The organism is Arthrobacter sp. EpRS71 (assembly GCF_001512285.1).
In the GTDB taxonomy this organism is placed as follows: Bacteria; Actinomycetota; Actinomycetes; order Actinomycetales; family Micrococcaceae; genus Arthrobacter.
This window is the reverse complement of record NZ_LNUV01000003.1, coordinates 725,393-736,806: the sequence shown is the minus strand read 5'-3', so window position 1 is coordinate 736,806 and position 11,414 is coordinate 725,393. Positions and strand designations below refer to the sequence as shown.

Annotated in this window: 11 protein-coding genes; 8 read left to right on the top strand and 3 right to left on the bottom strand. The window is 63.1% G+C overall.

The annotated features are described in order from the left end of the window. Positions 1-111 precede the first annotated feature (111 nt). On the bottom strand, positions 112-1,446 hold the full coding sequence (locus AR689_RS06150) for an FAD-binding oxidoreductase (protein ID WP_062068109.1): 1,335 nt from the start codon (positions 1,444-1,446) through the stop codon (positions 112-114). A 270-nt stretch (positions 1,447-1,716) separates the two neighbouring features. On the opposite strand from AR689_RS06150, the gene AR689_RS06145 reads away from it, so the two are divergent. The 4 genes from AR689_RS06145 to AR689_RS06130 are packed head-to-tail and all read left to right on the top strand — an operon-like array spanning position 1,717 to position 4,820. Continuing rightward, positions 1,717-2,127, top strand: coding sequence for a TOBE domain-containing protein (locus AR689_RS06145; RefSeq protein WP_062068108.1), 411 nt, complete (start codon positions 1,717-1,719; stop codon positions 2,125-2,127). Then, positions 2,124-2,930 carry a molybdate ABC transporter substrate-binding protein gene (modA, locus tag AR689_RS06140; protein ID WP_062068106.1) on the top strand — a complete coding sequence of 269 codons (807 nt, stop codon included), beginning with the start codon at positions 2,124-2,126 and terminating at the stop codon, positions 2,928-2,930. Before AR689_RS06145 ends, modA begins: the two co-directional genes overlap by 4 nt. A gap of 7 nt (positions 2,931-2,937) precedes the next feature. After that, a complete protein-coding gene (locus AR689_RS06135; RefSeq protein WP_062068104.1) occupies positions 2,938-3,756 on the top strand; it encodes an ABC transporter permease in 819 nt (272 codons plus the stop codon). Next, a complete protein-coding gene (locus AR689_RS06130) occupies positions 3,753-4,820 on the top strand; it encodes a sulfate/molybdate ABC transporter ATP-binding protein (protein ID WP_062068102.1) in 1,068 nt (355 codons plus the stop codon). The genes AR689_RS06135 and AR689_RS06130 overlap by 4 nt, the downstream gene beginning before the upstream one ends. A gap of 15 nt (positions 4,821-4,835) precedes the next feature. Here the strand turns inward: AR689_RS06130 and AR689_RS06125 are convergent, their stop codons facing one another. Then, the gene (locus tag AR689_RS06125; RefSeq protein ID WP_062068100.1) at positions 4,836-5,453 is read right to left on the bottom strand and encodes an MSMEG_1061 family FMN-dependent PPOX-type flavoprotein; all 618 of its coding nucleotides are present in this window, start codon (positions 5,451-5,453) and stop codon (positions 4,836-4,838) included. Positions 5,454-5,603: 150 nt separating this feature from the next. Between AR689_RS06125 and clpB the strand changes: the two genes are divergently transcribed. Then, positions 5,604-8,261, top strand: coding sequence for an ATP-dependent chaperone ClpB (gene clpB, locus AR689_RS06120; protein WP_062068098.1), 2,658 nt, complete (start codon positions 5,604-5,606; stop codon positions 8,259-8,261). A gap of 9 nt (positions 8,262-8,270) precedes the next feature. Here the strand turns inward: clpB and AR689_RS06115 are convergent, their stop codons facing one another. Then, positions 8,271-9,158 (bottom strand): septum formation family protein, encoded by an 888-nt coding sequence (locus AR689_RS06115; protein ID WP_231745447.1) that lies wholly within the window; start codon positions 9,156-9,158, stop codon positions 8,271-8,273. 243 nt (positions 9,159-9,401) lie between these two features. Between AR689_RS06115 and AR689_RS06110 the strand changes: the two genes are divergently transcribed. From AR689_RS06110 to AR689_RS06100, 3 genes are all read left to right on the top strand, one after another. Beyond that, on the top strand, positions 9,402-9,626 hold the full coding sequence (locus AR689_RS06110) for a DUF3073 domain-containing protein (protein ID WP_011776148.1): 225 nt from the start codon (positions 9,402-9,404) through the stop codon (positions 9,624-9,626). A gap of 184 nt (positions 9,627-9,810) precedes the next feature. Further along, positions 9,811-10,593 (top strand): VOC family protein, encoded by a 783-nt coding sequence (locus AR689_RS06105; RefSeq protein ID WP_197412811.1) that lies wholly within the window; start codon positions 9,811-9,813, stop codon positions 10,591-10,593. Next, positions 10,590-11,360, top strand: a complete 771-nt coding sequence (locus AR689_RS06100; protein ID WP_062068094.1) for a VOC family protein — start codon at positions 10,590-10,592, stop codon at positions 11,358-11,360. Before AR689_RS06105 ends, AR689_RS06100 begins: the two co-directional genes overlap by 4 nt. Positions 11,361-11,414: the final 54 nt, after the last annotated feature.

Genomic DNA, 11,414 nt, shown 5'->3' with positions numbered 1-11,414 from the left:
TGATCCTTCCCAGTTGCCGGCCATCGGGACGTCTACCGCCGTGCTGCCGTCCCGGAAGTACAGGCTTCACTGCCCGCGCTGATCACGGCAACTGGGAAGGAGTGCAGAAACTCAGTGCTCAGCCGGCAGGATGTTCTGGTTGCCGCGGAACACGTTGTCGGGATCGAACTCGCGCTTCACCAAGGACAACCGCCGGTAGTTCTGTTCGCCGTAGGCGGCCATGATCCGGTCCTGTCCTTCGTCGCCAATGAAGTTCAACCACACGCCGCCCGTGGTGTGAGGGGCGATGTCTTGCCGGAACTGCTTGACCCAGGCCTTGGCTTCCTGCCCGCCCTCACGGGTCTCGGACAGGCCGAACGGGTGGCTGACCCACGAGGCTCCGCGGTGCTGCAACGGAGTGTTCGCCGCAGCAGGACCGCCTACAGCCCCGCCCCAACGAGCCACCAGCTGCTGTGAGTGCGGTCCGGGGAGGCGCTGTGCCGAGTCCACCAGGAGGTCCAGGGCAGCATCGGACAGTTCGTTGTGGTAGTCGGCGCTCCAGTAGTTGTAGAGGTCCGGAGGGTCATCGATCATGCATTGGAAGTCCGCGTATTCCATGGGTGAGACCAGGTCCACTGAGGGGCCGAGGTCCTTGAATGGCTTTGCATGCTCCTCGCCGGCCTCAACATCGCCCGCGTAGATGTAGGCCATCCCGACGGCGAGTTTGCCCACCATCTCTTCGGGGACGAACTCTTCCGGCGGGGCGGTGAGATACACCAGCGCGGTCCCGACGGCGTCGGGCGCTTCCAAAGCAATCTGCCGGTAGGCGCGCGATAGCCCCGGTGCGTCGTCCCCGGGGAAGAGCATGAGGCCGGCCACCACCGAGGGTCCGAGGTCGTGCAGTTGGAACGTGAGGGAGGTGGCCACGCCGAAGTTCCCACCGCCTCCGTGGAGGGCCCAGAACAGCTCAGGGTTCTCGTCCCGGCTGGCGGTCACGCGATCGCCGGAGGCAGTGACGAGGTCTACCGAGAGGAGGTTGTCGCACGCGAATCCGTACGATCGCTCCAGCCATCCTGAGCCGCCACCCAGTGTGAAGCCCGAGACTCCGGTGGTGGACGCGCGTCCGCCTGTGACAGCCAGCCCATATTGCTGGGTTGCGCGATCGAATTCGCCCCACGTGAGTCCGGCGCCCGCCGTGGCGGTTTTTGCCTCAGGGTCCACGCTGATGGACTTCATGGGGCGGACGTCCACTACCAGGCCGTCGTCGTTGGTGGACATGCCGGCCACCGAGTGCCCGCCAGATCGGACTGCAACGTCCAGATTGTGGTTGTGCGCGTAGCTCAGCGCCTCGGCTACCTCGCCGGGATCAGAGCATTTGGCGATGACGGCCGGCCTGCGGTCGATCATCGCATTGAAGAGTTTTCGGGCTTCGTCATAGTCCGGGTTGTCCGGACGAATCCATTCCATGGGACGTTCCTTCGAATATGAAACTCTCCCCTAGAACAGGGTACGGCTGCGGGTCCCCGGCGGCTAGAGGACGACGACGGCGGCGCACCACTTTCCGCCAGGCGCACCAGTGGTTACGGGTGCTTCGTGCGGCACCGGGTGCGATGGGAACGCCAAATGGGTGCGTCGGGCGGGAAGGGGTGCGGACGCAGGCACCTCACCACACAGTCATATTTCGTTTGCGGACTATTTGAGAACATTGATCCGCAAATACGGAACTATGATGCATCTATGCCGCACATACGAATTTCCGAGGCCGCCCGTTTCCTCGGTGTCAGCGACGACACCGTGAGGCGCTGGACAGAGAATGGGGTGCTGACCGCCCACAAGGATTCAGCCGGGCGCCTCGCAGTGGACGGGTTGGAACTCGCCACGCTGGCCCGCGATCAGTCCCACCTCCCGGATGATCCCTCCCGGGCGGGAAGCTCGGCACGCAACCGCTTCGTCGGCCTGGTCACGGGAATCACCGCGGACAAGGTCATGGCCCAGGTGGAGCTGCAGTGTGGCCCGTTCCGGGTGGTCTCGCTGATGAGCAGTGAAGCTGTCCGGGAGCTCGGGCTGGAACTGGGCTCGGTTGCCACCGCCGTAGTGAAGGCCACCACCGTGATCATCGAAACACCCCAGGGAAAGAGCATCATATGAGGACCCTCCAGCTGAAGAAGAGCTTCCTGGCCACGGCCGTTGCGGTGGGATTGACCAGTGCCCTCGCGGCCTGCGGCACCTCGGCACCCGCCGCAACGCCGTCGGGCGACAGCAGCACATCCCCCTTGAGCGGAACAGTGACCGTCTTCGCGGCCGCCTCCCTCAAAGCCACGTTCACGCAGCTGGCCAAGGATTTCGAGGCGAAGAACCCCGGAACCAAGGTGACACTGAGCTTCGCCGGTTCCTCGGACCTGGTGACGCAGATCAGCCAAGGCGCCCCCGCCGACGTTTTCGCTTCGGCGGACACCAAGAACATGACAAAGCTGGCCGATGCCAAGCTGCTGGACGGTACCGCAACAAACTTCGCCACCAATGTCCTGGAGATCGCTGTCCCACCCAGCAACCCGGCGTCGATCTCGTCCTTGGCTGACCTGGCCAAGCCAGGCGTCAAAGTAGTGACGTGCGCCAGCCAGGTTCCCTGCGGCGCGGCGACGGACACGGTGGAGAAGGCCAGCGGCATCACGTTGAGCCCTGTCAGTGAAGAATCGTCAGTCACCGATGTCCTGGGCAAGGTCACCTCGGGCGAGGCTGACGCCGGCCTGGTCTACGTCACGGATGTGAAGGGGGCCGGCGACAAGGTCAAGGGCATAGCGTTCCCGGAATCGGACAAGGCCGTCAACACCTACCCGATCGCCACGGTAAGCTCCAGCAAGAACAAGGAACTTGCTGCCGCGTTCGTCGCGAGCGTGACCAGTGAAGCAGGCAAGAAGGTCCTCAGCGACGCCGGATTTGGCGCACCGTAGGAAGTCCATGAACAGAAAAAGCGCGTCCGGCTACCACGGCATCCCGCGATGGGTCTATGCCGTGGCGGCCGTGGGTGGGCTCTTGGTGGTCCTTCCGTTGGTGGCGATGGTGGCGAAGGTCAACTGGCCGCAGTTCCTTCCCCTCATCACGTCGGATTCCTCCGTAGCCGCGCTGGGTCTGAGTTTGAGGACCTCCGCAGCCAGCACAGTGCTCTGCATTGTGCTGGGTGTTCCGTTGGCGTTGGTCCTGGCGCGTGGTGAGTTTCCGGGCCAGCGATTACTGAGGGCTTTCGTGCTGTTGCCGCTGGTGCTGCCGCCGGTGGTAGGGGGTATTGCGCTGCTGTACACGTTCGGGCGGCAGGGTCTTCTCGGCAAGTCCTTGGAGCTGGCCGGTATCCAGATCGCGTTTTCCACTACCGCAGTTGTTCTGGCTCAAACGTTCGTGGCTATGCCGTTCCTGGTGGTCAGCCTGGAAGGCGCGCTCCGATCAGCGGGAAGTAAGTACGAGGCTGTAGCGGCTACCTTGGGCGCACGGCCCACCACCGTTCTTCGTCGGGTGACGCTGCCGCTGGTTTTGCCCGGGCTTGCGTCGGGAGCCGTGTTGTCGTTCGCGCGCAGCTTGGGCGAGTTCGGCGCTACCTTGACCTTCGCCGGCAGCCTCGAAGGGATTACCCGCACCTTGCCGCTGGAAATTTATTTGCAGCGCGAGACCGACGCTGACGCCGCCGTCGCGCTTTCCCTGGTGCTTGTGGCGGTAGCCGTTGCGGTGGTTGGGCTCAGCTACGGGCGCCGACGAAGCAGCACGCCTGTGGAGGTGCGGCCATGACTTTTGAGCTGCAAGCCAGCCTCCGCGCCAGGAGTTTCGAGATGTCCCTCAGCCTCGAAGATGGCGAAACCGTGGCCATCCTCGGTCCCAACGGTGCGGGAAAATCCACTCTGTTGGGCGTGATCGCAGGACTGTTGCGGCCGGATTCCGGTTCAGCACGAATCGGGGATAAAGAGCTCTTCAACCTCGACGACGGCACCAACTTTTGGAGCCCTCCCCACCTCCGGGGGACTGCGCTTCTGGCCCAGGAAGCGCTCCTTTTTCCGCATCTGAATGCACTGGACAACGTGGCATTCGGTCCGCGGAGTGCAGGCGCTTCGACCGCCACTGCGAGGGAAACCGCGCAGCATTGGCTGGCGGAAGTTGACGCCGCGAACTTGGCCAAGCGGAAGCCGTCCCAGCTGTCCGGCGGGCAGGCTCAACGCGTTGCCGTGGCACGCGCCTTGGCCGCCGAGCCTGAGCTTCTGCTGCTCGATGAACCCATGGCCGCTCTGGACATCCACGCAGCGCCCTTGCTCCGACGTGTGCTCAAACGGGTCCTCGAAGGCCGCAAAGCCATCGTCGTCACGCACGACGTCCTGGACGCCTACATGCTCGCCGACCGTGTGATGGTGGTGGAGAAGGGCCGCATGGTGGAAGAAGGCCCCACCCGGGATGTCCTCGAGCGGCCCAGAAGCCACTTCGCTGCCGGCCTCGCAGGGCTGAACCTCGTCACCGGCACCATCACCGGGGACGGAATAACGACGCCGGATGGCCGGGTTTTCGCCGGCCAGCACGATTCCGGCTGGTCACCTTCACCTGGCCAGGCAGGCGTGGCAGCGTTCCCGCCGTCGAGCGTTTCCGTTTTTCTGGGTGACGTCCACGGAAGCCCCCGCAATTCGTTTCCGGTGACCATCACGGATTTGGAACCGTACGGGGACCAGATCCGCGTCCGCGCGGGAGATTCGGCCCAAGCTTTGTCCGCGGACATCACCCCCGCAGCGTCCGCCGATTTGGGGCTGGTTCCGGGCATGGAGGTGCGGTTCGTGGTCAAATCCGCGCTGGTGTCTGTTTACCCGGCCTGAGGTTGAGGACCGGTGTTAGTCCCGGTACATCTGTTCGGCGTACGACGGTCCGTAGTAAGTCTCGAGCTCTTCCAGCGGCGTCTCGGGCTGGGTGTAAGTCTTTGCGAGGGCCGCGATGCTTGGCAGACCGTCGGCGTCCCAGGTTTCGGGCTGCCACAGCCCGCTCCGCATGAACGCTTTGCCGCAATGCGTGAACACTTCCTCCACAGAAACCACGACGGCGGCGCGTGGCCTGTGTCCCTTGACCACCATGAGGTCAAAGAAGTCGGCGTCCCGGACAAGTTGTGCAGTCCCGTTGATCCGCAAGGTGTCGGTGCGGCCCGGGACAACAGAGAGGATGCCGACGTTCGGGTTTTCCAGGATGTTGTGGAAGCCGAACACCAGTTTGTTTCCGGGGCGTTCCGGGATGGCGATGGTGTGGCGGTCAAGGACTTGGATGAATCCGGCAGGATCTCCCTTGGGCGAGGCGTCCACGCGGCCCTGTGCGTCGGTTGTCGAGATGACGCAGAAGGGGCTGGCAGCGAGCCATTGCGTGTCGAAGTCACTCAGGGATGTACGCACTTTCTTCCTGGTGCGGTCGAGGGGCAATCCGATGAGTTCTTCGAGTTCTTCTGCGGTCGAAATGGTCTCCATGGCACCAGCCTACTTTTCCCGGATTTAGGTGGGCTCTGGACTCTGGTTTCGCCGTGGGCAAACATTGACCTCAGCGGACCCAAAGCAAAGTTGAGCGTAGTAGACTCAACTTTGTCATCACTAGGCATCACTCCAGAAAGGGAGCACTCTTTGGACGTCAAATTCACCACCAAAAGCCAGGAGGCCCTTTCTGCGGCCGCCATGAACGCCTCTACTGCCGGTAACCCGCAGCTCGAACCAGCGCACCTGCTGAAGGCCCTGATGGACCAGCGCGAGGGCGTCGCTGTTGCCCTGCTGCGTGCCACCGGCGCTGATCCGGATGCGGTGAGCGTGCAGGCCAGCTCGGCCATCAAGGCCCTGCCGTCATCCTCAGGAAGCTCGGTCCAGCAAGCACAGCTCTCCCGCCAGTCCATGCAAGCCATCCAGGCCGCCCAGAACGAGGCCGACAAACTCGGCGACTCCTTCGTCTCCACCGAGCACCTGCTGCTGGGCCTCTCAGCCGGAAGCGACGCCGTCGGGAAGTTAATGCGCGACGCCGGTGCCTCCCATGAGGCGCTGCTCGCCGCCCTGCCGGGTGTCCGGGGTGACAGGAACGTCAACTCGCCCGATCCGGAGAACACCTTCCAGGCCTTGGAGAAGTTCGGTACGGACCTCACGGCCGTGGCCCGTTCCGGCAAGCTGGATCCCGTCATCGGGCGCGACAGCGAAATCCGACGCGTCGTCCAGGTCCTGAGCCGCCGCACCAAGAACAACCCCGTGCTGATCGGCGAGCCCGGCGTTGGCAAGACCGCCGTCGTCGAAGGCCTCGCCCAGCGCATGGTGGCCGGCGACGTCCCGGAGAGCCTGCGCGGCAAAACGCTGATCGCCCTGGACCTCGCTTCCATGGTGGCCGGGGCCAAGTACCGCGGTGAGTTCGAGGAACGCCTGAAGGCCGTGCTGGAGGAAATTAAGAACTCCAACGGGCAGATTGTCACGTTCATTGACGAAATCCACACGGTGGTGGGTGCCGGTGCCACGGGTGAAAGCGCCATGGATGCCGGAAACATGCTCAAGCCCATGCTGGCCCGCGGCGAGCTGCGCCTGATTGGTGCCACCACTTTGGATGAGTACCGCGAGAACATCGAGAAGGACCCTGCGCTGGAGCGCCGCTTCCAGCAGGTCTACGTCGGCGAGCCCAGCGTTGAGGACACCATCGGGATTCTTCGTGGTTTGAAGGAGCGCTACGAGGCACACCACAAGGTGGCTATTGCCGACTCGGCGTTGGTGGCAGCCGCAACACTGTCCAACCGGTACATCTCGGGCAGGCAGCTTCCGGACAAGGCAATCGACCTCGTTGATGAGGCCGCGTCCCGGCTTCGCATGGAGATCGATTCCGCTCCGGAGGAGATCGACCAGCTTCGCCGCGCCGTGGACCGCCTGACCATGGAAGAACTGGCCCTCCAAGGCGAGACCGACCCTGCCTCGGTGGAACGGCTGGCAGCGCTCCGTGCGGACAAAGCCGATAAGAACGAAGAACTCAGTGCTTTGAACGCGCGCTGGGAAGCCGAGAAAGCCGGGCTCAACCGGGTTGGTGACCTCAAAGCGAAGATCGACGAACTGCGTTCCGTCGCCGATAAGGCCCAGCGCGAAGGCGACCTCGAATCGGCGTCGCGGATCCTTTACGGAGAGCTGCCTGCCCTCGAACGGGAGCTGAGCGCCGCTGCTGAGGAGGAGTCCGCCCGGAGCGATTCGAAGCCCGAACTCATGGTGGCGGAGGACGTGACGGCGGACGACATCGCTGAAGTCATTTCGGCGTGGACGGGGATCCCGGCCGGCCGCATGCTCCAAGGTGAGTCGCAGAAACTGCTGCACATGGAAGAGGAACTTGGAAAGCGGCTGATCGGGCAGTCCAAAGCTGTTCAGGCCGTGTCCGACGCCGTGCGCCGTGCCCGTGCCGGCATCAGCGATCCCAACCGCCCCACGGGTTCCTTCCTGTTCCTTGGGCCCACCGGCGTGGGTAAGACCGAGCTGGCCAAGGCACTCGCGGACTTCCTCTTTGACGACGAACGCGCCATGATCCGGATCGACATGTCCGAGTACAGCGAAAAGCACTCGGTGGCGCGTCTGGTGGGTGCCCCTCCGGGATATGTCGGCTACGAGGAAGGTGGCCAGCTGACCGAGGCTGTCCGCCGCAGGCCGTACTCCGTGGTGCTGCTGGACGAGGTGGAAAAGGCCCACCCGGAGGTCTTCGACATCCTCCTGCAGGTCCTCGACGACGGACGCCTCACCGACGGCCAAGGCCGCACCGTGGACTTCCGCAACACCATCCTGGTGCTGACATCCAACTCCGGCAGCCAGTTTCTGGTGGACTCAACCATGGATGCCAAGGCGAAACGTGAGGCCGTCATGGCGGTGGTCCAGGCATCCTTCAAACCGGAGTTCCTGAACCGCCTGGACGAGATCGTGCTGTTTGATCCGTTGTCCGTGGAGGAACTGGCCCGGATTGTTGAGCTGCATGTGGCCGAGTTGGGTAACCGGCTCCGTGAGCGCCGCCTGAGCCTGGAAGTCTCCGATGGCGCACGTGCGTGGCTGGCCATGTCCGGCTTCGACCCCGCATACGGTGCACGGCCGCTGCGCAGGCTGGTTCAGCGCGAGATCGGCGACCGCCTCGCCAAGGAGATTCTTGCAGGCGAAATCAGCGACGGCGACACCGTGCTGGTGGACACCGCCGCTGATCTGGACGAACTCACCGTTGAGGGCTTCGAAGCGCTGACGGGTCCCGACGGCGGCGCCCCCGCAGGGACGGGCCTCACGGTTCGCAGGAAGTAGCGTTTCAGGCTATTTCTTGAGGAGATCTTCCGTGATGGTGTTTCCTGAATCCACCACGATGAAGCAATCAACGCGGCGGTCGCCCCGGTCCCAACTAGTGGTGCTCGGGTAGACGTTCTGCTGGAGCAGTATGTAGTTGTCGGCCGCCTCGTTGAGCTTCACGTCCTTGCAAACCTCGCGCCCTTTATCCTTCAGCGCGTTGGTTCCGGGGAAGGAGTCATCCGCCGCGTAGCTGAAAACGGCGCCCAGTTGGGCCGAATGTTCGGTATCGCAGGCTACGGCTCTGGCTTTTGAGGAGTTGGCATCGAAGTCGGAGAAGCAGTCGCCCACCTGGAAATCTTTGGCCTCTGCGTCGCGGGGGAGCGGGCCAGCCGAGGGAACTGCGCTGGGTGAGGATACCGCTGCTTCGGGACGCGTTCCCAACAGGCTGAGCAGGACCCAAATGACAACTCCAATAAGAACCAGCACGCCAACGACGATTCCGCCGATGACCCATCGCTGCCGCTTAACAGGATCCCCGTGAGGTTCGGGCTGTTCATTCGGACCCTGGGGCCACTCCTGACCCGCATACGGCTGCTGGCCAACATACGGTTGCTGGCCTACGTAGGGCTGTTGCCCAGCATATGGTTGCGTTCCTGCGTATGTGGGCGCATCGGCGGTGTCACTCGGCTCTGCATCCTTGGGAGGCAAGGCGGGGTCGGGCTGTTCTGCCGGGTTGGGTACAAAGTCAGGGTCGAGCTCGGGGGCGGGATCCGGCTGCAGGCCTGATGGCGGCGTCCAAGGAGCTGCCGGCGGTTGTTGGCCCGGTGATGGCGGATTTTGGGGCGCGGAAGGTTCTCCATCCTCGCCATTATCGCGTGGTGAACCATCGCGGGGTGAAGTGTTGTCCTGGCTCATATTCCGGGGTGTGCCTTCCTGCTGTGGAGCCGCATTGAGGCAGACTCTACCCAATTTTCGCGTCTCTTGGAGGTGCAACGGCGTGGTTTCGGCTGTCGTCGGCCCGGACGCGGCGCTGAGGTGGCGCGCAGGCACCCCCGAAAGCATGTAATCTAGACATACGACAAATTGACCAAACATTCCGGGGCCTCACCGATAGCCAAGGTGACCACCTCCGGTCCAAGTACAAAAGGGGGTCACGCCATGGGGCGCGGCCGTCAAAAGGCAAAAGCTACCAAGCAGGCTCGGGATATTAAGTACTACTCCCCGAACACTGACTATTCGGCACTTGAGCGGGAGCTCACGGGTCCGTCCAGTCGTGTAAAGAGCCACTTCCCCGACGATCCCCCGGAGCCGGACTATTCGGCCTACGAGGATAAGTACGCGGAAGATGACGACGACGAGGTTGACACCCGCCGGATCGGATAGCTGTCGCAACCAACAGGTGCCTTCGGCGCTGAGTTGCGGACCGCCGTCGTACATTACGGTCATCGCGCATTTTCGAATGCCGTATTTCTTTTGAAAAGGGCCCTCAGGCCACGCCGTTCATTGGCGTACCCTGGGGGTCCTTTTGTGCGTAGGCTGGAGTTCGAGCGCATCGAAAGGGTTATCCATGCCGGAGGTCCAGAGTTATCAGCAGGGAACACCGTGTTGGGTGGACCTGTCCTCCACCGACATTGATGTTTCCAAGAAGTTTTACAGCGACCTTCTCGGATGGGAGTTGGACGCCATGGATGCCGGAAATGGCATGACCTATTACATGGCCAAACTCCACGGCCGCTACGTGGCCGGGATGATGCAGCAACAGCCTGATGCTCCCGAGGGAATGCCTTCTTACTGGGCCAACTATCTTGCGGTGGACTCCGCCGACGAAGCCGCACGGCGGGTGGAGGCTGCGGGTGGGACCCTTCTCTTCCCGCCTGACTCGGTTCCTAACGGCAGCGGACGTATGTTCTTCGCCACAGATCCCACCGGCGCGCAGATCGGTTTCTGGGAAGCCGGCAAGCATCCCGGTTCGGGTCTGGTGAACGAGCCGGGAGCCATGATCTGGAACGAACTGCAAACAAATGACGTCCCCAAAGCCGTAGCGTTCTATGAAGCCGTGACCGGATGCAGCAGCGAAACCGAGCCGGCCGGCGAGCTGCAGGAGTACACGAGCCTGCTGGTGAACGGGAGACGCGTTGCGGGTGCACTCACGTTGCCCATTGAGGGGTTGTCGCCGTTCTGGATGACGTACTTCAACGTGGTGGATATTGACGCCACGGTTGAGCAGGCCGTTGAGTTGGGGAGCCACGTGATCGCCCCCGCGTTCGACGTGCCGGGAGTGGGACGAATGGCAGTCCTGATGGACCCGGCGGGCGCGGCGTTCAGCATCATGACAGGGCTGGCAGCATGACGGCCCGCAAGCACTACGCAAGTGGTGAGCCGTGTTGGGCCGATCTTCAGACGAGGGACGTCGCCGCGGCAAAGACCTTCTATGGAGAGGTTTTCGGGTGGACGTTCAAGGACCTTCCCACCCCGGACAGCCGTAGCTATGCGCAGGCGTTCCTCAAGGATCAGCTGGTGGCCGTCATTGCCCCGCAGAATCCCCAGCAGGAGGCCGCCGGAACACACGGCCAGTGGAACATCTACCTGTCGGCCACTGACACTGAAGAAATTGCCGAGGACGCGGTCCATGCGGGCGGGAAGCTCCAGTTCGGCCCAGAGGCCGTTGCGGACACGGGCGTCCTGGCATTCATTGAGCCTCCGGGTGGTGGAACCACCGGCATCTGGCAGGCCGGGACTCACACGGGCAGTCATTTGTTCAACGAGCCCGGAGCGTTGGCGTGGGCTGAACTGTTGACGCCTGAGCCGCAGGCCGCCGTCGCGTTTTTCCAGCAGCTTTTCAGGCATGAGGTCACCGAATATCCCCAAGACGACGGCGGCAGCTACAGCACGCTGATGGTCAACGGTGACGAGGTGGCCGGCGTTGTTCCGGCCGACGAGGGCGATGACGCCGGCTGGCAGATTTACTTCGGCGTGGCGGATCTGCGCAAAGCCGTGGAAGCAGCAGTTGCCGCGGGAGGAGAGCTTTTGGTGGATCCGGAGGACAAACCCGAAACGGGCTCCCTCGCTACCATCCAGGATCCGCAGGGTGGGATCTTGAGCCTGATCCAGGTCTAGGAACCCAACTAGGTCGCAGATCAGGTCGTTCTGAGCGCTGAGAACGACCTGATC

Excerpts from the sequence above, each read along its gene's own strand:
- AR689_RS06150 (WP_062068109.1), bottom strand. The coding sequence starts at position 1,446 with ATGGAATGGATTCGTCCGGACAACCCGGACTATGACGAAGCCCGAAAA.
- AR689_RS06145 (WP_062068108.1), top strand. The coding sequence starts at position 1,717 with ATGCCGCACATACGAATTTCCGAGGCCGCCCGTTTCCTCGGTGTCAGC.
- modA (WP_062068106.1), top strand. The coding sequence starts at position 2,124 with ATGAGGACCCTCCAGCTGAAGAAGAGCTTCCTGGCCACGGCCGTTGCG.
- AR689_RS06135 (WP_062068104.1), top strand. The coding sequence starts at position 2,938 with ATGAACAGAAAAAGCGCGTCCGGCTACCACGGCATCCCGCGATGGGTC.
- AR689_RS06130 (WP_062068102.1), top strand. The coding sequence starts at position 3,753 with ATGACTTTTGAGCTGCAAGCCAGCCTCCGCGCCAGGAGTTTCGAGATG.
- AR689_RS06125 (WP_062068100.1), bottom strand. The coding sequence starts at position 5,453 with ATGGAGACCATTTCGACCGCAGAAGAACTCGAAGAACTCATCGGATTG.
- AR689_RS06115 (WP_231745447.1), bottom strand. The coding sequence starts at position 9,158 with ATGAGCCAGGACAACACTTCACCCCGCGATGGTTCACCACGCGATAAT.
- AR689_RS06110 (WP_011776148.1), top strand. The coding sequence starts at position 9,402 with ATGGGGCGCGGCCGTCAAAAGGCAAAAGCTACCAAGCAGGCTCGGGAT.
- AR689_RS06105 (WP_197412811.1), top strand. The coding sequence starts at position 9,811 with ATGCCGGAGGTCCAGAGTTATCAGCAGGGAACACCGTGTTGGGTGGAC.
- AR689_RS06100 (WP_062068094.1), top strand. The coding sequence starts at position 10,590 with ATGACGGCCCGCAAGCACTACGCAAGTGGTGAGCCGTGTTGGGCCGAT.